The 19,872-nt window shown below is 32.1% G+C and carries 17 protein-coding genes and 15 tRNA genes; 28 read left to right on the top strand and 4 right to left on the bottom strand.

The genetic code is table 11. The features are described from left to right. Nucleotides 1–9 precede the first annotated feature (9 nt). The 8 genes from ligA (at nucleotide 10) to gatB (ending at nucleotide 10,337) form a co-directional block, all read left to right on the top strand. Nucleotides 10–2,004, top strand: coding sequence for an NAD-dependent DNA ligase LigA (gene ligA, locus DMR38_RS18450; RefSeq protein ID WP_127722787.1), 1,995 nt, complete (start codon nucleotides 10–12; stop codon nucleotides 2,002–2,004). A gap of 269 nt (nucleotides 2,005–2,273) precedes the next feature. Next, nucleotides 2,274–2,543, top strand: coding sequence for a hypothetical protein (locus DMR38_RS18445; protein WP_127722785.1), 270 nt, complete (start codon nucleotides 2,274–2,276; stop codon nucleotides 2,541–2,543). A gap of 73 nt (nucleotides 2,544–2,616) precedes the next feature. Beyond that, nucleotides 2,617–4,659: a sigma 54-interacting transcriptional regulator gene (locus DMR38_RS18440; protein WP_347562556.1), complete on the top strand. Its 2,043-nt coding sequence runs from the start codon at nucleotides 2,617–2,619 to the stop codon at nucleotides 4,657–4,659. A gap of 198 nt (nucleotides 4,660–4,857) precedes the next feature. Then, the gene (locus DMR38_RS18435) at nucleotides 4,858–6,153 is read left to right on the top strand and encodes an APC family permease (protein WP_127722781.1); all 1,296 of its coding nucleotides are present in this window, start codon (nucleotides 4,858–4,860) and stop codon (nucleotides 6,151–6,153) included. A 60-nt stretch (nucleotides 6,154–6,213) separates the two neighbouring features. Continuing rightward, nucleotides 6,214–6,945 carry a gamma-glutamyl-gamma-aminobutyrate hydrolase family protein gene (locus DMR38_RS18430; RefSeq protein ID WP_127722779.1) on the top strand — a complete coding sequence of 244 codons (732 nt, stop codon included), beginning with the start codon at nucleotides 6,214–6,216 and terminating at the stop codon, nucleotides 6,943–6,945. A 191-nt stretch (nucleotides 6,946–7,136) separates the two neighbouring features. Beyond that, nucleotides 7,137–7,424, top strand: a complete 288-nt coding sequence (gene gatC, locus DMR38_RS18425) for an Asp-tRNA(Asn)/Glu-tRNA(Gln) amidotransferase subunit GatC (protein ID WP_127722777.1) — start codon at nucleotides 7,137–7,139, stop codon at nucleotides 7,422–7,424. A 19-nt stretch (nucleotides 7,425–7,443) separates the two neighbouring features. Beyond that, nucleotides 7,444–8,901, top strand: coding sequence for an Asp-tRNA(Asn)/Glu-tRNA(Gln) amidotransferase subunit GatA (gene gatA, locus DMR38_RS18420; protein ID WP_127722775.1), 1,458 nt, complete (start codon nucleotides 7,444–7,446; stop codon nucleotides 8,899–8,901). 5 nt (nucleotides 8,902–8,906) lie between these two features. Beyond that, a complete protein-coding gene (gene gatB / locus DMR38_RS18415) occupies nucleotides 8,907–10,337 on the top strand; it encodes an Asp-tRNA(Asn)/Glu-tRNA(Gln) amidotransferase subunit GatB (protein WP_127722773.1) in 1,431 nt (476 codons plus the stop codon). Nucleotides 10,338–10,373: 36 nt separating this feature from the next. Here the strand turns inward: gatB and DMR38_RS18410 are convergent, their stop codons facing one another. Further along, nucleotides 10,374–10,580, bottom strand: coding sequence for a hypothetical protein (locus DMR38_RS18410; RefSeq protein WP_127722771.1), 207 nt, complete (start codon nucleotides 10,578–10,580; stop codon nucleotides 10,374–10,376). 145 nt (nucleotides 10,581–10,725) lie between these two features. On the opposite strand from DMR38_RS18410, the gene DMR38_RS18405 reads away from it, so the two are divergent. Then, nucleotides 10,726–12,342: a peptide ABC transporter substrate-binding protein gene (locus tag DMR38_RS18405; protein ID WP_127722769.1), complete on the top strand. Its 1,617-nt coding sequence runs from the start codon at nucleotides 10,726–10,728 to the stop codon at nucleotides 12,340–12,342. Between the two features lie 60 nt (nucleotides 12,343–12,402). On the opposite strand, the gene DMR38_RS18400 is transcribed toward DMR38_RS18405, so the two are convergent. Continuing rightward, nucleotides 12,403–12,579 (bottom strand): hydroxymyristoyl-ACP dehydratase, encoded by a 177-nt coding sequence (locus DMR38_RS18400; RefSeq protein WP_127722768.1) that lies wholly within the window; start codon nucleotides 12,577–12,579, stop codon nucleotides 12,403–12,405. 130 nt (nucleotides 12,580–12,709) lie between these two features. Further along, the gene (locus DMR38_RS18395) at nucleotides 12,710–14,122 is read right to left on the bottom strand and encodes a hypothetical protein (protein WP_243124607.1); all 1,413 of its coding nucleotides are present in this window, start codon (nucleotides 14,120–14,122) and stop codon (nucleotides 12,710–12,712) included. Nucleotides 14,123–14,207: 85 nt separating this feature from the next. Here DMR38_RS18395 and DMR38_RS18390 point away from each other — a divergent pair, with 85 nt between their 5' ends. The 19 genes from DMR38_RS18390 (at nucleotide 14,208) to DMR38_RS18300 (ending at nucleotide 18,576) form a co-directional block, all read left to right on the top strand. Next, nucleotides 14,208–15,197: an AIR synthase family protein gene (locus DMR38_RS18390; protein WP_127722764.1), complete on the top strand. Its 990-nt coding sequence runs from the start codon at nucleotides 14,208–14,210 to the stop codon at nucleotides 15,195–15,197. Between the two features lie 44 nt (nucleotides 15,198–15,241). Next, nucleotides 15,242–15,988: a ribonuclease PH gene (rph, locus tag DMR38_RS18385; RefSeq protein ID WP_127722762.1), complete on the top strand. Its 747-nt coding sequence runs from the start codon at nucleotides 15,242–15,244 to the stop codon at nucleotides 15,986–15,988. Continuing rightward, a complete protein-coding gene (locus tag DMR38_RS18380; RefSeq protein WP_127722760.1) occupies nucleotides 15,988–16,596 on the top strand; it encodes an XTP/dITP diphosphatase in 609 nt (202 codons plus the stop codon). Before rph ends, DMR38_RS18380 begins: the two co-directional genes overlap by 1 nt. A gap of 3 nt (nucleotides 16,597–16,599) precedes the next feature. After that, the gene (locus DMR38_RS18375; RefSeq protein WP_127722758.1) at nucleotides 16,600–17,070 is read left to right on the top strand and encodes a metallophosphoesterase; all 471 of its coding nucleotides are present in this window, start codon (nucleotides 16,600–16,602) and stop codon (nucleotides 17,068–17,070) included. A 119-nt stretch (nucleotides 17,071–17,189) separates the two neighbouring features. After that, nucleotides 17,190–17,265 (top strand) — tRNA-Pro (locus tag DMR38_RS18370). A 78-nt stretch (nucleotides 17,266–17,343) separates the two neighbouring features. After that, a tRNA-Gly gene (locus DMR38_RS18365) sits at nucleotides 17,344–17,417 on the top strand. 5 nt (nucleotides 17,418–17,422) lie between these two features. After that, nucleotides 17,423–17,499 (top strand) — tRNA-Arg (locus DMR38_RS18360). Between the two features lie 3 nt (nucleotides 17,500–17,502). Further along, a tRNA-Lys gene (locus DMR38_RS18355) sits at nucleotides 17,503–17,578 on the top strand. 7 nt (nucleotides 17,579–17,585) lie between these two features. Further along, nucleotides 17,586–17,661, top strand: a tRNA-His gene (locus tag DMR38_RS18350). Nucleotides 17,662–17,665: 4 nt separating this feature from the next. Then, nucleotides 17,666–17,740: transfer RNA gene (locus DMR38_RS18345), tRNA-Gln, on the top strand. Between the two features lie 4 nt (nucleotides 17,741–17,744). Beyond that, nucleotides 17,745–17,820: transfer RNA gene (locus DMR38_RS18340), tRNA-Lys, on the top strand. Between the two features lie 30 nt (nucleotides 17,821–17,850). Continuing rightward, a tRNA-Leu gene (locus DMR38_RS18335) sits at nucleotides 17,851–17,935 on the top strand. A 30-nt stretch (nucleotides 17,936–17,965) separates the two neighbouring features. Further along, nucleotides 17,966–18,040: transfer RNA gene (locus tag DMR38_RS18330), tRNA-Gly, on the top strand. 8 nt (nucleotides 18,041–18,048) lie between these two features. Next, a tRNA-Gly gene (locus tag DMR38_RS18325) sits at nucleotides 18,049–18,122 on the top strand. Between the two features lie 4 nt (nucleotides 18,123–18,126). Continuing rightward, a tRNA-Arg gene (locus tag DMR38_RS18320) sits at nucleotides 18,127–18,203 on the top strand. Nucleotides 18,204–18,209: 6 nt separating this feature from the next. After that, a tRNA-Lys gene (locus DMR38_RS18315) sits at nucleotides 18,210–18,285 on the top strand. Between the two features lie 17 nt (nucleotides 18,286–18,302). After that, nucleotides 18,303–18,378 (top strand) — tRNA-Pro (locus tag DMR38_RS18310). A 19-nt stretch (nucleotides 18,379–18,397) separates the two neighbouring features. Next, nucleotides 18,398–18,471: transfer RNA gene (locus tag DMR38_RS18305), tRNA-Gly, on the top strand. 28 nt (nucleotides 18,472–18,499) lie between these two features. Beyond that, nucleotides 18,500–18,576 (top strand) — tRNA-Arg (locus tag DMR38_RS18300). Between the two features lie 94 nt (nucleotides 18,577–18,670). On the opposite strand, the gene DMR38_RS18295 is transcribed toward DMR38_RS18300, so the two are convergent. After that, nucleotides 18,671–19,849 (bottom strand): site-specific integrase, encoded by a 1,179-nt coding sequence (locus DMR38_RS18295; RefSeq protein ID WP_127722756.1) that lies wholly within the window; start codon nucleotides 19,847–19,849, stop codon nucleotides 18,671–18,673. Nucleotides 19,850–19,872 lie beyond the last annotated feature (23 nt).

Below are 19,872 nucleotides of genomic sequence, written 5' to 3'. Positions count from 1 at the left end.
ATTTTAACGTTGATATATGAAGATAGGTATAATGAATTAAAGAAAATAATTGCTTATCATAATGATAGGTATTACAATCAGGATAATCCTGAAGTATCTGATTATGAATATGATATGTTAATGCAGGAACTGAAGAATATAGAAAAAGAACATCCGGAGATTATCACTCCGGATTCTCCTACTCAGCATGTAGGAGGTAATGCTAAACGTGAAGCAGGTGTACTTGTTAGACATAGGGTACCTATGTTAAGCCTTAGGGATGTTTTTAACAAAGAGGATGTTGAACAATTTGTTAATGATGTTAAAGCTCAATTTCCTGATGTAGAATTTGTAGTAGAAACAAAAATTGATGGTTTATCAATGGCTTTACGCTATGAAGATGGGAAGCTTATAACTGCTATTACTAGAGGTGATGGTATTGTCTATGGTGAGGATGTTACAGTAAATGCTAAAGTGATAAATGATGTAGTAAAGTCACTTAAAGATAAGATTCCGTACCTGGAGATTCGAGGAGAAGTTTATATGACTAAAGAGGCTTTTGAGAAAGTTAATGAACATCAGGAACTCTTGGGTAAAAAGGTATTTGCTAATCCTAGAAACTGTGCAGCAGGGACTCTTAGACAGTTGGACAGTAAAGTTACAAAAGAAAGAAATTTATCTCTTTTTATTTTTAATGTTCAGGATGTTCGGGGGATGGAGTTTAAAACTCATACCCAAGGGTATGAATTTCTAAAAAAACAGGGTATTAAAGTTATTGAGAATTATACAGTATGTAAAACTACTTGTGAAATATGGGATGCCATTGAAAGAATTGGTGAAAACCGTGGAGATTTAGATTACGATATTGATGGTGCGGTTATTAAAATTAATAATTTAGCATACAGAACTGAGCTTGGCAGTACTTCTAAAGTACCAAAGTGGGCTATTGCTTATAAATATCCACCTGAAGAAAAAGAAACTAAGCTTCTTGATATTCAACTTACGGTAGGAAGGACTGGGAGGATTACCCCTGTTGCTATGTTTGAGCCAGTAAGGCTGTGTGGTACAAGCGTATCAAGAGCCACTCTCCATAATCAAGATTTTATTGATGAACTGGATGTGGGTGTTGGTGATACTATCGTAGTATATAAATCAGGAGAAATTATCCCTAAGATTAAAAAAGTTATACACGAAAAACGTCCTGAAGGAACAGTTAAATTTCAGTTTCCAGATAAGTGTCCTGTATGTGGCAGTCCAGTTGCTAGAGAAGAAGGTGCAGCTGACATTAAGTGCACTAATATTAATTGTCCATCTATGCTTGTAAAAAGAATTATTAATTTTGTAAGCAGGGACTGTATGGATATTAAAGGATTTGGTGCAGCTTATGTTGAACAGCTTGTTGATAAAGGATATATAGTTGATATACCAGATATTTATTATCTTAATAAACATAGGGATAAGCTTGTTGAAGAAGGTATAATCGGAAAAGAAAAGAACACAGATAAACTTCTTGATGCCATTGAAAATTCGAAGAAAAATGATCCGCAGAGGTTATTAGCAAGTTTAGGTATATCTAATGTTGGTAAGTCAACAGCTAAAGAACTTATGAAATATTTTAAATCTATTGATAATCTAATTAACGCAGATATTGATGAAATCAAGAAGGTATCTGATATTGGTGATATAAGTGCCTCAGCAATATTTGAATATTTTAAAAATGAAGATAACCTTAAAATTATAAGTGAACTTGCTAAATGCGGTGTAAATATGGTAATGAATGAAGATAAAGAAGCAGATAATTTACTTGAAGGCAGCAAGTTTGTTATTACAGGAACACTTCCATCAATGGGAAGAATTGAAGCAAAGGAGCTTATAGAGAAGCACGGCGGCAAGGTATCAGGTTCGGTATCTAAGAAAACTACATATGTACTTGCAGGGGAAGATCCTGGAAGCAAAGTAACTAAGGCACAGGAATTAGGTGTTAAGGTAATATCTGAAGTGGAGTTATTACAAATGTTTAAATAAAAAGAAATAATAGAAATTTTTAAACAGGGAAATATAATAAGGAGCATAGAAGAATTATTAAAATTTTCAATTAGAATAATAGATAAAAATGAATTTGAAAGCAGGCTATAAATATTTACAAAGAGGTAAAAAAGGATTATGATAAGAATAGTTTAATTTTATATGAAAGTTAAACTATTTGTATAGTATAGAGGTTTTAGGTAGAGGTAGCTTATTTTCTTCAATATGTTACTAAATTTTGCTTGGGATCACTATAGTGGAGGATAAAAATGAAAAGGACAATAAATTTATTAGGGTGGATAGGGGTTATTTTTACTATCTTGGCATTGATATTAACGCTCCTTACTACATATCATTTTACATATGTAAAGTACTTTAATGGTTATTGCACACTGCAGTGGAGCATATTTGTTACTATGGTAGCTTGGGCTATAAATATGATAATTTCTAGAGCTAACTTTAGAAATATAGTATACCCTATAACATGCGTAGTGATAGCTTGCGCAACTATGTTTTTTATGTATATGAAAGTTTATTAAGGCTATAGAGACAATCTTTTGGTAGATTGTCTTATTTTTTTAGGTGTGCCCAACTTGGGGCGACAGCTTGGGGGTGAATATATTGAAATCTATTGGAATTGTTACAAATAGCAATTCTTTAGTGGCTGAATTTTTGAAAAGCAGTGTAGAAAATATATATAAGGGTTTTGTTGTAATAAATAATTATTATTTGAATGAGCTTAAAAGTACAGATAAGATAGATGATGATGTGATATTGATAATGAATCATGGAATAGCAATTGAAATAGAGAGATATGTAAAAAATAAAAAAAATATAATAGTTATTGAGAGAACGATAAAAGAAAATGAAGTTTATAAAATATTTAATATTCCCCAAGGTACTAAAGCTCTTGTGGTAAATAATGCGAAATCAGCTACATTAGAAACCATATCTCTATTATATAGGATAGGTGTAAATAATATTACCCTTATACCTTATGACGAAAATCAAAATTATGAAAACATAAAATTTGCAATAACTCCTGGTGAAGTTTCCAGAGTGCCAAAATATATTGAAAAAGTTATAGACATAGGAAATCGGTGTATTGATATATCTACTTTTATTAATATTTCTAATAAATTAATGTTTAAAAGCAGAGTAATTGATACCAGGCTATTTAAATATTCGGAAAAAATTGTAAATTTAGATATTGGTATCAAGGATAAATATAAAGAGCTTTACATTAAAAATGAAGATTTGAATGCAGTACTTAATATGTCCAAAGAAGGAATAATTTTTACAGATTTAGATGGGAGGATATCATTTTACAATAATGCTTTTGAAAAGTTATTCAATATAAGAGAAAATATAAAATGTAAAAATATAAAAAATGTATTGGATAAAAATTTGGTATGCTTGCTTGGGAAAAATAGTGTTAAGGACGAACTTATAGAATATAGGGATAAGTTTATAGTAGTTAATAAAGAAATTGTTAACTACTATGGACAAAAAAAAGGATGCTATATTAGTATAAGTGAAGTTACATATTTAGAGCAGCTTGCAAAAAAACTAACATTAAAATATACCAATAAAGGACTTATAGCAAGGTATGATTTTAATTCCATAAAAACAAATTCAAACAGCATAAAAGAATGCATAAAACTAGGAAATAAGGTTGCAAAATCAGATTTGACAGTTTTAATAACAGGTGAGAGTGGTACTGGCAAGGAACTTTTTGCCCAATCAATACATAATGCATCTTTGAGAAAAAACAGACCTTTTGTTGCAATAAATTGTGCCGCAGTTCCTGAAAGCTTGCTAGAAAGTGAATTGTTTGGATATGAAAGCGGGGCGTTCACAGGCGCACGTAAAGAAGGAAAGGCAGGATTATTTGAACAAGCTAATATGGGAACTATATTTCTGGATGAAATAGGTGATATGCCCTTAACACTGCAAGCCAGATTGCTTAGAGTGCTTCAGGAAAAACAGGTAATGAGGATAGGTTCTGATGGACTTATAAATGTTGATATTAGAGTTATTGCAGCTACAAATAAAAATTTGCTTCAAATGATAGAAAAAGGACAATTTAGAAAAGATTTATTTTATAGAATCAATGTACTTCCTATAAATATACCACCTGTAAGAGAAAGAAAAGAAGATATCATTTCTCTTATAAAATATTTTATGGGAAGAAAAAAGACCATAAGATTATCTGATGAAGTCATAGAAATTTTTATGAATTATTCTTGGCCGGGCAATATAAGGGAAATTCAAAATGTTGCTTCCTATATAAAGATTATGACTGATGATGAAGAAGTAAAAGCTAGAGACTTGCCTTACTATTTGGTTGACTATAATATAGACTTTGATAAGGAAATTACGTATTTGAAATCTAAAAACTGTATTTTAGATTCAGTATTAATATTGAAAATTGTTAAGGAACAGGGAATTTTGAAATCAGGAATTGGTAGAAAAAGCATAAAAAAGATTATGGAAACAAAAAATATAAAACTAAGTGAAGCTGAAATAAGAAGAATAATGAGTATTTTAAACAAATTATCATTAATAACATGTAACTTGGGAAGAAGCGGAAGCAAAATTACAACAAAAGGGGACAATTTTTTAAAATGGATGGAAAATAGGGTAAAATTATAACCTAAATAGCCTATTCAATATAAATAACCTATGCAAATAAAACGTGCATAGGTTATTTATTTGCTTTAACTTATGGCATGAAAAATGCTTATAAAATAAATAATTATGAAAGGTGGGTGAGATTTACATAAGACTCAATATTTTGACTATTTTAAACAAAATATATTTTCAGATTAAATGAAGAAGGGAGATTACGAAATGAATAACACAAAAAAGTTTGGATTTTGGAGTATTGTATTGCTTGGAATTAATGGCGTAATAGGTTCTGGTATTTTTTTACTTCCAGGTAAAGCTTATGCTGTAATGGGTTCTAAAAGCATAGGGGCTTATGTTATAGATATGATTCTTGTATTATCCATGAGTCTTTGCTTTGCTGAGGCTGCGGGATTGTTTGATAAAGCAGGAGGACCATATATTTATGCAAAAGAAGCTTTCGGCAATTTTGCAGGTTTTGAAGTTGGAGTAATGAAGTGGATTGTAAGCATTGTAGCATGGGCTACTATGGCAGTGGCATTTCCAACAGCATTGGGGGCAATATGGCCTCAAGTTGCACATGGAATGATGAAAAATATAATAGCTATTTCAATAATATTAGGATTAGGCATAATTAATATTTTAGGTATAGAAATAGTAAAGTATCTTAATAATATTGCAACTATTGCTAAATTATTGCCTCTTATACTTTTTATAGCAATTGGAATATTTTTTATAAAAGGTGGTAATTATATTTCAACTGTACCTATAAATTCATCTGCTTTAGGTTCAACACTCATAGTTGTATTTTATGCTTTTACTGGATTTGAAACTATTGCAGTTGCAGCTGAAGATATGGACAACCCAAAGAAAAATTTACCTATTGCAATAATAATTACTATGGTTTTAGCGTCTACTATTTATGTACTCATACAAGTTGTATCTATTGGAATATTAGGAACACAACTTGCTCAGTCTTCGACACCTGTAGCTGATGCGGCAAAAGTTTTTTTAGGACCATTAGGTAAAATTTTAGTTACTATTGGAACTATTATTTCCATATTAGGAATAAATATTAGCTGTTCTTTTAATACCCCAAGATCTGCTGTTGCATTATCTGAAGGAGGAGTGCTTCCAAAAGTAATAAGAAAAAAAAGCAGGTTTGGCACACCGTATGTAGCAATTATAATAACAGTTTGTGTTGCAATTCCTTTGGTTTTAACGGGAAGCTTTATACAGCTTGCTGCAATAAGTGTTGTATCAAGGTTTACCCAATACATACCTACATGTCTTGCAATTATTATGCTTAGAAAAAAGAGACCAAATGAAAAATCAACATTTAGAGTTCCATTTGGACCAGTACTTCCGATACTAGCTGTGGCAGCAAGTATATGGATTTTGACAAAGGCTACTCCTAAACAATTGATTTGGGGACTTGGTGCCTTAGTCATTTGTGCACCTATTTATTTTATAATGAAGCATTATAAAGTAAACAATTTATCTAAAAATGTGAATGCTTAAAAATTAAAGATATTATAAAAATTATATTGAATTTAAAATAGTTTTCATGGAGGAAAAGATATGAATACAATTATCGGAATATCAGGTAATATATTAGCAATGGAAGGTGGACCAGTTCCTGGCATGAAAAGGACATATGTGAATAGTGATTATGTTTCATCTGTAACTTCGGCTGGGGCCTCACCTATAATACTTCCTGTGATTGAAAATGAAGAGTATATTTTTGATCAAGTAAAAAGAGTTGATGGAATAATTATTTCTGGTGGATATGATGTGAATCCCATATTATATGGAGAAGAACCTAGAAAGGCTCAGGGATTCACTTCATATGAGCTGGATAATTTTAATTTTAAGCTCATTAAGGCAGCATGCAGCTTGAAAAAGCCTATACTTGGCATTTGCAGAGGATTACAAGTAATAAATGTATATTTTGGAGGAACATTATATCAAGATCTTGATGATAAAGATGGATTTTATATTAAACATTCTCAAGATTCCAGTAGAGCCTTTACAGGGCATACTATACTTGTAAAAAAAGATAGCATATTGTATCCAATACTTGGAGAAAAATCCATGGTAAATAGTTTTCATCATCAAGGTATAAAAGATTTAGCAAAGGGATTTAAGGTTGGTGCAGTAGCCAAAGATGGTGTAATAGAATCCATAGAGAAAATAAAGGATAATTTCATTTTGGGTGTTCAATGGCATCCGGAGGGACTTTCAGGTAATAGCGATCAAATGCTTGAAATATTTAAAAAGTTAGTGTCTGTTTCAAGGAACAAAAGTGCATAAGATTTTTTTATGATATTGATATATCAACTAAGATGATATAAAATATAACAAAAATGCAATGAGGTTTATCATATTTATTCTGTTGAAAACGGATAGCTAAGACTATCCGTTTTTGTACAAAATAGGTTTGAGGAATAAAATAATTATTTAGTTTTTACTCCATTAATAAAAAGTGAATAGGAGATGCATTTATGAGAGTGAAAAAAGAAGAAATGAAATATGTAGCCCAGCTTGCTAAACTTGAATTTAATGAAGAAGAAGAAAAAGAAGTCATAGAAGAACTAGATAGAATGTTTAAATATATGGAAAACTTAAATGAACTAGATACAGATGGTGTGAATATAACCATAAATCCATATTGTATGGAAAATAAATTTAGAGAAGATATTGTGGAAGAATCTATGGATATAAAAGAAGTACTGGATAATTCACCACAAAATCTTAAAGAATATATAGTAGTACCCCAGGTAATAGAATAATTTTACAGGAGGTGGTTTTATGAAGTTGACTGCACATGAAATTAGAAATATGTTAGAAAACAAGGAAATAAGTGTAGAGGAAATTGTAAGTTCATATTTAAATAGAATAGACAAATTTGATACTACATTGGGAGCTTATTTATATGTAGAAAAAGAGGGAGCACTTAAAAGAGCAAAAGATTTGGATAAGAAAATAAAACATGGTGAAAAAATGGGAAGACTTTTTGGAATACCTGTTTCTATAAAAGACAATATAAGTGTTAAGGGTATGCAAAACTCTTGTGCTTCAAAGATGCTTCAGGGATACATATCTCCTTATGATGCTAGCGTAATAAAAAGAATAGAGGCTGAGGATGGAATAATAATTGGGAAAGCAAATATGGACGAATTTGCCATGGGATCTTCAAATGAAAAAAGTGCTTTTAAGTTAGCCAGAAATCCATGGGATTTAAGCAGAGTTCCAGGAGGGTCTTCAGGAGGATCAGCTGTTTCAGTTTCAGCTGGTGAATCTGTAATGTCACTTGGAACGGATACAGGTGGTTCTGTAAGACAGCCTGCATGTCTGTGTGGTGTAGTAGGTTTAAAGCCAACTTACGGAAGAGTTTCTAGGTATGGAGCAGTTGCTTTTGCTTCAACTTTAGACCAAATAGGTCTTATGTCAGCAGATATAGAAGATTGTGCATGTTTAACCCAATGTATAGCGGGACCTGATAAAAATGACTTTACTACAGTAGATATGAAAGTACCAGATTATAGCAAAAGTTTGACTAAAGATATTAAAGGAATGAAGATAGGTATACCTAAAGAATATTTTGAGGATGGGTTAGATGATAGAATTAGAAAATCCATAGAAGAAGCTGTAGATGTACTAAAAACAAATGGAGCTGAGGTTAAAGAGTGTTCTATTCCACTAGTAAAGTACTCCATGGCAGTTTATTATGTAATTGCAAGTGCTGAAGTTTCCTCAAACTTAGCTAGATTTGACGGAATAAGATATGGGTATAGATCAAAAAATTTTAAAGACTACAGGGACTTATATTTTAAATCTAGAAGTGAAGCACTGGGAATGGAAGTTAAGAGAAGAATAATGTTAGGAACATATATGCTTTCTAAAGGCTATTATGATGAGTATTATGAAAAGGCACTTAAAGTTAGAAACCTTATAAAAAACCAATTTAAGGAAGTCATGAAGGAATTTGATGCACTTATAGCACCTACTTCACCTACTACTGCATTTAAAATAGGCGAGAAGAAAAAGAATGCATTATCTATGTACCTTTCAGATGTTTATGTGCTCCCTGCTAATGTATCCGGCATGCCGGCTATATCTGTGCCGTGTGGTATGGTAGATGGACTTCCAGTAGGATTTCAAATTATGACAAATTATTATAGAGAAGACACAATCTTTAATATAGCGTATAGTTTTGAACAATCTACTAACTGGCACAAAATGAGTCCGCAAATTAGTGAGGTGTAAAAATTATGGAATATGAATTGGTAATTGGTCTGGAAGTTCATGTAGAGCTTTCAACAAAAACTAAGATGTATTGTGGATGCAGCACTGAATTTGGAGGAGAACCCAATAGTCATGTTTGTCCAATATGCCTTGCACTTCCAGGTGCGCTACCTAGAATAAATAAAAAGGTAATAGAGTATACCATAAAATCGGGAATTGCTCTTAATTGCTCAATAAATAAAAAGAGCAGAATGGATAGAAAAAATTATTTTTACCCGGATTGCCCTAAGAATTATCAAATAACTCAACACAGATTCCCTCTATGCAGCGATGGATACATTGAGGTAGAAAATAGTGAGGGGAAAAAAAAGAAAATAGGTATTGAAAGAATACATATGGAAGAGGACGCAGCAAAATTAATCCATACAAAGTCAGGTACCTTGATCAATTATAATAGGGCAGGTGTACCTCTTATAGAGGTAGTGTCCAAACCAGATATAAGGACCCCAGAGGAATCTACCTGTTATCTTCGTAAGTTAAAAAATATTTTGAGATCCATAGGAGTTTCAAATTGTAAGATGGAACAAGGTTCTTTAAGATGTGATGGTAATATATCTATAAGACCTAAAGGCAGTAGAAAATTTGGTGTGAAAGTGGAAATAAAGAATGTAAATTCTTTTAAAGCTCTTGAAAAAGCTTTTGAGTATGAATATTTAAGGCAAGTAAAGGCTGTAGAATCTGGAGAAAAGATAATACAAGAAACCAGAAGATGGAATGAATCCAAGAATAAAACTGAAGTTATGAGGGCTAAAGAACAAGCTAGAGATTATAGATACTTTCCAGAAGGGGATTTAACAGCTATAAATATTTCAAATGAATGGATAGAGAAAATAAGAAAAACTATACCTGAACTTCCTTATGATAAAGTTGAAAGATTTATTAAAGAGTACAATGTCTCAAAACACGATGCTGAGGTACTAATATTAAATATGAGGGCAGCAGATTTCTTTGAGAAAACTGCTAAGCTAAGCCAAAATCCTAAAGCTGCTTTTAACTGGATTATGGGAGATATATCAAGGCTTATGAATGAAAGATCGGTATCATTAAGTAAACTTAAATTTAAGCCGGAAGATCTAGTAAGTTTAATCAAATTTATAGATTTAGGTATGATTTCTAATAATATAGGTAAAGAAATAATGGAGGAAATGTTTGTAAGTGGTGCAAAACCTGAAGAAATAATTGATAAGAGGAATCTTTTACAAAACAGCAGTGAAGATGAAATCCTGAAGATAATAAAAAAGGTTATGAAAGATAATCCTAAACCATTAGAAGATTATAAAAATGGTAAGAAAAGAGCTATTAAATTCATGATAGGTTTAGTTATGAAAGAAACTAAGGGAAAGGCAAATCCTAACATTGTAAATGACATTGTAAATAGAGAATTTAATAAAAACTAACTAGATAAAGGAATAGAAAACTATTTTAAAGCTTTCTTATTCCTTTTTCTTATTGTCTGGTTTAGTTAAAGAGCTGCCATCTTTCTTTGTCAAAAAATATATATATTGAGTTAGTTTTTCTACTAAATAGTTTCTATATTTTAATTGAGATAACATTTTCTTCATAATTATAAATCCCCAAATTGAAACAAACATAATAGTACACATAGTTAAAATACCTAAAATTTCTAATACAAGTATCATATTTACACTCCTTATATCTAAATGTACGTGAACATTATATCATAAAAAGCATGGATTAAAAATAATACAGTCTAATTTGTTTATTTTTATAATAAGTGACAATAATTTAAATAGTATCCTATGAATTGGGAATGAGGAGATATATATGAAGAAATTTATTTATATAATGTTAGGTATGCTCATAATTTCCATAGTTTCTATAACTTTAATTGGAGGAGCTTTGCAAAAGAAAGTTGAGCAAACTGAAAGCAATAATTATAAGAATAATGTGATATATAATTTGGGTAAGTTACCTGAAGATCTTATAATGCTTGATTCCAATAATTTAAGGGAAAAGGATATACTTGCAAACACATTTGAAGGGCTTGTGAATTGTGATGAAAATGGAAAAATAGTTCCTGCACTTGCCGAAAGCTGGGATATAAGTCAAGATGGAACTAATTATACTTTTAAAATAAGAAAAGATGGAAAGTGGAGTGATGGTTCTGATATTACTGCAGATGACTTTGTGAACTTTTTTTCTGATATTTTAAATAAAAATACAAATAACATATTTTCAGATCAGCTAAATTGCATATTTGGAGTAGAAGATTATAGAAAAGGCAAGTGTGATTTTAACAATGTAGCGATAACTGCTTTGAATAATAAAACACTCAATATAAGATTAAATTATCCCTGTAATTATTTTTTGAATATACTCTCTCAGCCTATATATGCACTTAGAAATATTGATTCTAAACTCATAGATTGGAAAAAGGACTATAGATCAATAATGTATTCAGGAAGTTTTTGTATAAACAATATATCTGACAGCGGGGAGATTACATTAAAGAAGAATTCTCATTACTGGAACAAGTCACAGGTGAAAAGTAATAGTATAACATTGAGTTCTTTAAAAACTAGGGAAAGTGCACTTGCTGCATTTCAAAGTTCTACAATAAATGTGTTCACAGATCCTCCTTTAGGAGAATTAAAAACTATAGAAGGTAAGGCAAAATATAAAGTTTCACCTTTACTTCAAGGGGAAGGGATAGCTTTTAATTTAAAAAGGAGTGGTATTGCAAATGACAATAGTTTTAGGAAGGCAGTAGCTGCTTCTATTAATAGAGATAATATAGTTAAAAACATATTAAATAGCACTGCTTTGGAGGCAGACTCTTATATACCTCGATATACAGGAGATGGACTGAATGGTAAATATATAAATAAGGTATTTTTTCAAGGTAATGAAGATATAAAAAAGGCTTCTGATATGATGAAAAATGTAAGTCCTAGTTACGGAGAAACTTCATTAAAACTCATATATTTGGACACAGTTGAAAACAAAAAGATATGTGAAACCATAGGTAAAAGTATAAAAAAAACTGTTGGAATAAATGTGAAGTGTGAAGGATATGAATCTTCTAAATTCAATGAGAAGTTAAAAAAAGGTGATTATGATATGGCAGAGATAAAATACGAGGGATACTATGATTATCCTATGTCATTTTTGGATATGTGGAGGTCTACATCCCAATATAATTTATATGGGTATAGAAATGTGCAATTTGACAATAAATTTATGAATGGGTCATTTGAGAAAGATGGAACTAAAAGAATAGAAATACTTAAGGAAATGGAAAATATGTTGATGGAAGACATGCCAATTATCCCTCTATATTTCAATAATGTAATTATAAGTGAAAAAGACTATGTACAGGGTATTTATACTAATAAATTGGGAAATATAAAGTTAGATAAAGCTTATTTAAATGTTCATTGATAGGGCATATGGTACTTTTTGCAAGGCTTGAAAAGGTCTCATAAATATGAGACCCTTTTGCTAATTAGAATTGAAATTTGTAAATTGGTTTGAGTCGCTTTTTAATTGTTCTTTTGGAGTAAAATATATACAGTTTGTTTCTAAAGATGAAAGGTTTGTAATAGCATTAATTTGATCTAAGGTACATTTTCCGTTCTTTTCGTGTATGCAACTTTCCGAGCAATTAATATTCATCATTAGGTATCACCTACCTTATAGAAGCAGACTTAGTTTTAAAGCTAAATTATGAAGTGCTTGTACTGTAGTTATATTATTATGTCCCAAATGTTAAAAAATATTTTTAAAAACTTTTAGTGTTGCTGTACTACTAGTGTGCTATATTAGGACTTAAAAGATGTATTACAAGAAAAAATATAGACATATTTTTATAGGCGTCAAAGGAAGTTTTTACAGATTTAAAACTTTCCTTTTTTCTACTGTAAGTTACGTATTTGGTAAAAACAGGTGCTATCTCACATGATTCAGGTGATGGAATTGAATCTGTTTTAAAATTTTGTTCTTCTCTTAAATCTTCAGATTTAAGAGAAAAGTTTTCGTACCTTTCTGCACTACTTAGATCAGGGGCATCAGGCCAACTTAAAATTATACCTGAGTCTATAAGCTGACGCTTAAATATGTCAAGTACTATTAAACTGTTTTTGTCTTTATCCTTATATACATCTACATCTATGAGAAAGACTGTAAGATATAGAATTATTTCCAAACATGTAAATTCAATGTTTTTTTTGGAGGTATTTTTAATAAATAATCCTTTTTCTGCATCATACAACTTTAAAAGTCTTTTAAATATAAAGTCAGCATTGTCCTTAGACTTTATAATATTTGTGTACTTATATATAAGCATATAATTTATATAATTCAATGAATCATTTTCTACATCTGTTTCTCTTAAAGGTTCAGCTAAGGTGTTGTCAGAATAAAATTTTTCAAATATGAGCTCTGATATGTCGAGTATTAAATCTTTACAGGTCAAGTCTTTGGAATAACTGTAGAATATATTAAGACCAAAGCATAATTTTGTAAGTTCTTCAAAAGATAAATCATACAAGTCTTCTTTTAATTTTATAAGCATATTTAAAATGTCAAAAGAAAAATTCCTAAAGTCCTCCTTTTCCTCTCCTTCAAGTAAAGTACTGCATTTGTAGTAGGCAGCCATTAAAAGTGCCTGAGATGAAAATTTGAATTTTTTATTTTTATCTGCAAATTTTAAGTCATCCATAAGGGAACCGTCTTCTAGTTTTTTATCTGTAAATACACCTTCATTATTTCTAAAGTGCAGGGCATAAAATTTTAATTGACTTTTACAAAGTGATTCGTACAGTTGCCCTAAATTATAATTTCTTTTATCTATGTTGTTAAATAGATTATAGTAATCAGAAAGTTCCAGTAAACATAGAGTCATAAGTGTATTGCTATCTATGTTTATTTCTTTTTTAAATTTATCCTGGTTCCAACATAACTCATTGTCCATATTTATGAGAATAGGGTTTGCTTTCCTATAAATACATATAAGTGGAGAAACACCTTTAAATGTGTTAATATCAAAGTTGGGTATGTTTTTTATATCAAGTTCTTTAACTGGAGTGGAAACTCCGCATTCTGAGTGCAGTACAATTTCCTTTAAAGATTCTTTTGATAAATAAAATAGTTGATTTTTGATGTTAGCCGGGTTTACCTTATTAATTCTCAAAAAAGGTCCTATATATTTCAAAATATTCACACCTACCATAAATTAATCCTTATATATATAATATGAGGTGAGATGTAAAATAGTGCTTGTTTATTTTTAGAAAGAAGGAATTTTTATGAAAGCTGGAAAATTAAATTGGGAAGATTTAAAAACTATAATAGATGAAAATAGGAAAGTAGTACGAGAAGATGTGAGAATAAGAAGCGGTATAGGAGAGGACTGTAGTGTAGTTAATTTTGGTGACATGGAATGTGTCATGTCTACAGATCCTATTACAGGGGCTAGTGTGAACAGTGGAAAGCTTGCAGTTCATATAAATTGTAATGATATAGCATCTTGTGGAGTCAAGCCTGTTGGAATTTTAGTTACGATTTTAGCTCCAGAAAGTAGTTCTTTAGAAGACATAAGAAGAATTATGGAAGAAATCAGTGAGGAAACAGAAAAGATAAATGTGGAAATTTTAGGTGGGCATACGGAAATAACAAGAGCTGTAAATAAAATGGTAATATCCTGTACTGTAATAGGAAAAGGAAAAAGTGGAGAAGCTGTAGCTACTTCGGGTGCAAAAGAAGGGGACGATATACTGGTAACAAAACATTTGTGCCTGGAAGGAACTAGTATTGTAGTAAATGATTACGAGGATAAATTAAAGAATATACTTACCCCTGAGGAAATAAAAGAAGCAAAAGATTATATAAAATATATAAGTGTGGTAAAAGAAGGAATTTTATCAGCAAAATTAGGAGTAAATTCTATGCACGACATAACTGAAGGTGGAGTACTAGGAGCATTGTGGGAAGTTGCCAAGGCAAGTAAAGTGGGATTTAAAGTATATAAAAATAAGATGCCAATTACTAAAATAACAGAAAAGATATGTAGTAAGTACGCAGTTGACCCTTTGAGGTTTATATCTTCAGGAAGTATGCTCATTACTACAAAGGATGGAAATAAACTCATTAAATTTTTGAAAAGCCAAAATATTAATGCATATATCATAGGTAAAATTACCAGAGAAAAGGGAATATTGGTTTGTGATGAATTTGAAAAAGAAGTTGTACCACCTAAAAGAGATGAGTTATTTGTACTAGAGGAAAAGTTGAAATAATTGATGTATAATTAGTAATATAGTTTTGATTTTGGAGGTAAAGTATGAGAATTGATGGTAGAAAATATGATCAAATTAGACCTATAAAAATAACAAGAGATTATACAAAATATGCAGAAGGATCAGTACTTATAGAAACAGGAGATACAAAGGTAATATGTACTGCTTCTATAGAAGATAGAGTACCTCCTTTCCTAAAAGGAAAAGGAGAAGGATGGATTACATGTGAATACAATATGCTGCCTAGGGCTACTCAAGTTAGAAAAATTAGAGATATAACCAAAGGAAAAATTGATGGAAGGACAATGGAAATACAAAGAATAATAGGAAGAGCACTTAGGTCTGTAGTGGACTTGAAAGCTATGGGAGAAAAAACTATATGGATTGACTGTGATGTAATTCAAGCAGATGGAGGAACTAGAACTGCTTCTATATCAGGAGCTTTTGTAGCACTAGTAGATGCTGTAAATAAACTTCATAAACGTACCCCTTTTACAGTTTATCCTATAAGAGACTTTGTCAGTGCTATAAGTGTGGGAATAGTAAATAATGTGAGAATGCTTGATTTATGTTATTTAGAAGATTCAAGAGCTCAAGTAGATATGAACATAGTAATGACGGATTCAGGAGAGTTTGTTGAAATACAGGGTACTGGAGAACAAAGCCCATTTACAAGAGAGGACTTGCAAGAATTTTTACGTTTAGGTGAAAAAGGAATAAACAATATGATTCGTGCACAAAAAGAGAGTTTAAAAATGGATTCTCTATGGATAGGTACAGGAGGAAAGTAATGAAGAAACTAGTAGTGGCAAGCAATAATTATAATAAGATAAGAGAAATTAAACAAATACTCTCTAAATATCCTATAGAAGTTTTGTCTATGAAGGACATGAATTTAAATGTGGATATCTTAGAGGATGGAGAAACATTTTCAGAAAATGCCTATAAGAAAGCCAGTACTATATACCATATGCTGCAGGATAAGTGTATGGTTCTTGCAGATGATTCAGGATTAATGGTTAAAGGACTAAATGGGGCGCCAGGAGTGTACTCTGCAAGGTTTGCAGGGGAACATGGAAATGACAAAAAAAACAACGAAAAGCTGTTAAACCTTTTAGAAGGCATGAAATTGCAAGATAGAGAAGCAAAGTTTGTATGTGCACTAGTACTTATAGTTGATTCAGAAAGGACATTTAGAGTTGAAGGCGAAGTAAAGGGTATGATATGTGATGAAGAGAGAGGAAATAATAAATTTGGCTATGATCCGCTGTTTTATGTGCCCGAATATCAAAAAACCTTTGGAGAGCTGCCCTATGAAATAAAAAACTCTATAAGCCATAGGGCTAATGCGCTTAAAAAATTGGAGGAGCAAATGAGGGACATTATGGAGGAGGTTTAGAATTTGCAAATAGGAGTAATAAGTGATACACATAGATATAAGCAAGTGGTAAAAAAAGTTATACAGGTATTAAATCATATGGATTTGATTATTCATCTTGGAGACAATGTAGAGGATGTAAAAGAAATAGAGAAATTTTATCATGGTAACATTATAAACGTAAGAGGAAATTGTGACTTTACTCTAGATGTCCCTCCTGAAAGGATAGAAATCATAGAAGGTAAAAAATTTTTAATAACTCATGGGCATAGGTATGATGTTAAATACGATTTGTCTAGGTTAAGATATAGGGCTTTAGAGGAAGAGGCAGATATAGTCCTATTTGGGCATACTCATGTATCTGAAATAGCCTATGAGGATGGTATATACTTTGTTAATCCAGGAAGCCCGTCTTTGCCTAGAAATGGGCTGAAAAGCGCTGCTATCATAAGCATAAATGATAAAATTATAAGGCCAGATATCATAGAATTATAAATAAAAATAAAAAAAAGTAAAATAGGGTATTGACGAATTAGAATATATCGTGTAAAATAATTGATGTTGTCAGGAGTTACAAAAAAGATTTCAAGATAAACAAGATGATTTCTTAATAGCGGGGTGTGGCGCAGATGGGAGCGCGCGTGGTTTGGGACCATGAGGTCGCAGGTTCAATCCCTGTCACCCCGACCATTTAATTAAGATAGAGCTTAGTTAAATGTAAGGAAGAAATAAAATAGTGAATTCTTTTTATTTGACATGAAAGATTATGCGGGTGTAACTCAATGGTAGAGTGCTAGCCTTCCAAGCTAGTTATGAGAGTTCGATTCTCTTCACCCGCTCCAAGCGTGCGTCTTTAGCTCAGTTGGATAGAGCAACGGCCTTCTAAGCCGTGTGCCGGGGGTTCGAATCCCTTAAGACGCACCATAAGCGCCATTAGCTCAGTTGGTAGAGCATCTGACTCTTAATCAGGTTGCCCGGGGTTCGAGTCCCCGATGGCGCACCAAGATGTGGTGAACGTAGTTCAGTTGGTAGAGCGCCAGATTGTGGTTCTGGTTGTCGTGGGTTCGAGCCCCATCGTTCACCCCACTGTTGGGGTGTAGCCAAGTGGTAAGGCAATGGACTTTGACTCCATCATTCGTAGGTTCAAATCCTGCCATCCCAGCCAAAATGGTTTACTAGCTCAGTTGGTAGAGCACATGACTTTTAATCATGTTGCCCGGGGTTCGATTCCCCGGTAAGCCACCATTTTAATTTAAAATTATTACATTAGTCTATGCAGGTGTGGCGGAATTGGCAGACGCACTAGACTTAGGATCTAGCGCTTTACGGCGTGGGGGTTCGACTCCCTTCACCTGCACCATTTGTAATAATAAGTACAACTTTTATATATGCGGGAGTGGCTCAGTGGTAGAGCGTCACCTTGCCAAGGTGAACGTCGCGAGTTCGAATCTCGTCTTCCGCTCCAAATAAATTGCGGGTGTAACTCAATGGTAGAGTGCTAGCCTTCCAAGCTAGTTATGAGAGTTCGATTCTCTTCACCCGCTCCAATATGCGTCTTTAGCTCAGTTGGATAGAGCAACGGCCTTCTAAGCCGTGTGCCGGGGGTTCGAATCCCTTAAGACGCACCATGACTAGCGTTATTAGCTCAGTTGGTAGAGCATCTGACTCTTAATCAGGTTGCCCGGGGTTCGAGTCCCCGATGACGCACCACAAATTCAATTTAATAGCGGGGTGTGGCGCAGATGGGAGCGCGCGTGGTTTGGGACCATGAGGTCGCAGGTTCAATCCCTGTCACCCCGACCATTTAATTTAATAAAGATATGCGGGTGTAACTCAATGGTAGAGTGCTAGCCTTCCAAGCTAGTTATGAGAGTTCGATTCTCTTCACCCGCTCCATTTTCATATTTATAATTAAATAGTATGAGCACCCATAGCTCAGCTGGATAGAGTGATGGACTTCGAATCCAGAGGCCGGGAGTTCGAATCTCCCTGGGTGCACCAGAAACCATTGATAACACTACATTCTAGTGTTTTTTATTTTGCCCAAATTTAGATAATTGTCCCCAAATTGTCCCCCAAGTTTTCAATAGATATATTATTCGATATTAAAAAGACTATTTATTTTATCAACTGCTTCAATTTTTTGCTCAGGCATGACATGAGTATAAATATTTGCTGTGGTAGAAATATCACTGTGGCCCAGAAGCGTTTGAACTGTTTTTATTGGAACACCCTTTTCAAATAACCGAGTGGCATATGTATGCCTTAAGCTGTGAAATTTTTTGTGAGGTATATTATTTTTGCTTAATATTTTACTATACATTTTTCTAAGATTTTCAGGACCAGTTGGTGTTCCAAGTGGAGTAGAAAAGATATAGTTATTTTCAGTATAAGCAGATCCTGCTTTAAGTTTTTCCTCTTTCTGTTCTAATTCACGTTTTTTTAATACTGGAATTAAATTTTCAGGTATTGGAACAGTTCTAATAGAATTTTTAGTTTTAGGTGATTGCTCTATTAGTTCATAATGTTTTTTGGCACCATCAAATAGATATACACTTTTTAAAGAACGTTTTACTGATACAGTGCTATTTATAAAATCTATATCACTCCATTTAAGTCCCAATAGTTCACCTTCTCTTAATCCAGTACCAAGAGCTAAAAGAAATAATGCTTTTAATCTATTATGTTCGATAGCTTTTATAAATTGACTTTGCTCATCTAGTGTAAATATAGTTATGTCATTCACTGTTTCTTCTTCACGTACTGAATTATCTTCAGGAAGGGTTATTGATTTTCCCATACAATAATTTCTTATCATGTATCCTTCAGCAATACAATAATTAAAAAATGATTTAAGCAGCTTATTTAAATTTTTGACTACATTGGTACTTTTGCCAATAGCTATTAAATTATTATAATATCGCTGTATATCAAGTCCTTTGATATCTTTTAATTTTATAGGATACAATGGTGAAGGTTTTATATAAAGTCTATAAATACCTTCATATCGTTCAAAGGTAGAAGGCTTAACTGTATTTTTAATTTTTTCAAATAGCCATAATTTACATACATTACCTACGGTAAGTTTATCGTAATCATTGGAAAGTCCGCTATTTAAGCCATTCTTATATTCTTCCAGTTTATCTTCTGCCTCTTTTTTAGATTTACCGTAAAATGTTTTCCTGATTCGTTTTCCATCAGAATCTCGACCTAAATCAACACGAAGTCTGTAATATTTTTTACCATTCCTAACACAGTTAGTTTTAGTGGCCATTATATCACCTTTCTTTCATAAGT

Source organism: Clostridium sp. AWRP, from assembly GCF_004006395.2.
Taxonomy (GTDB): domain Bacteria; phylum Bacillota; class Clostridia; order Clostridiales; family Clostridiaceae; genus Clostridium_B.
This window is presented reverse-complemented; position numbering and strand designations above follow the sequence as displayed.

Excerpts from the sequence above, each read along its gene's own strand:
- DMR38_RS18445 (WP_127722785.1), top strand. The coding sequence starts at position 2,274 with ATGAAAAGGACAATAAATTTATTAGGGTGGATAGGGGTTATTTTTACT.
- DMR38_RS18435 (WP_127722781.1), top strand. The coding sequence starts at position 4,858 with ATGAATAACACAAAAAAGTTTGGATTTTGGAGTATTGTATTGCTTGGA.
- DMR38_RS18430 (WP_127722779.1), top strand. The coding sequence starts at position 6,214 with ATGAATACAATTATCGGAATATCAGGTAATATATTAGCAATGGAAGGT.
- gatC (WP_127722777.1), top strand. The coding sequence starts at position 7,137 with ATGAGAGTGAAAAAAGAAGAAATGAAATATGTAGCCCAGCTTGCTAAA.
- gatA (WP_127722775.1), top strand. The coding sequence starts at position 7,444 with ATGAAGTTGACTGCACATGAAATTAGAAATATGTTAGAAAACAAGGAA.
- gatB (WP_127722773.1), top strand. The coding sequence starts at position 8,907 with ATGGAATATGAATTGGTAATTGGTCTGGAAGTTCATGTAGAGCTTTCA.
- DMR38_RS18410 (WP_127722771.1), bottom strand. The coding sequence starts at position 10,580 with ATGATACTTGTATTAGAAATTTTAGGTATTTTAACTATGTGTACTATT.
- DMR38_RS18405 (WP_127722769.1), top strand. The coding sequence starts at position 10,726 with ATGAAGAAATTTATTTATATAATGTTAGGTATGCTCATAATTTCCATA.
- DMR38_RS18400 (WP_127722768.1), bottom strand. The coding sequence starts at position 12,579 with ATGATGAATATTAATTGCTCGGAAAGTTGCATACACGAAAAGAACGGA.
- DMR38_RS18390 (WP_127722764.1), top strand. The coding sequence starts at position 14,208 with ATGAAAGCTGGAAAATTAAATTGGGAAGATTTAAAAACTATAATAGAT.
- rph (WP_127722762.1), top strand. The coding sequence starts at position 15,242 with ATGAGAATTGATGGTAGAAAATATGATCAAATTAGACCTATAAAAATA.
- DMR38_RS18380 (WP_127722760.1), top strand. The coding sequence starts at position 15,988 with ATGAAGAAACTAGTAGTGGCAAGCAATAATTATAATAAGATAAGAGAA.
- DMR38_RS18295 (WP_127722756.1), bottom strand. The coding sequence starts at position 19,849 with ATGGCCACTAAAACTAACTGTGTTAGGAATGGTAAAAAATATTACAGA.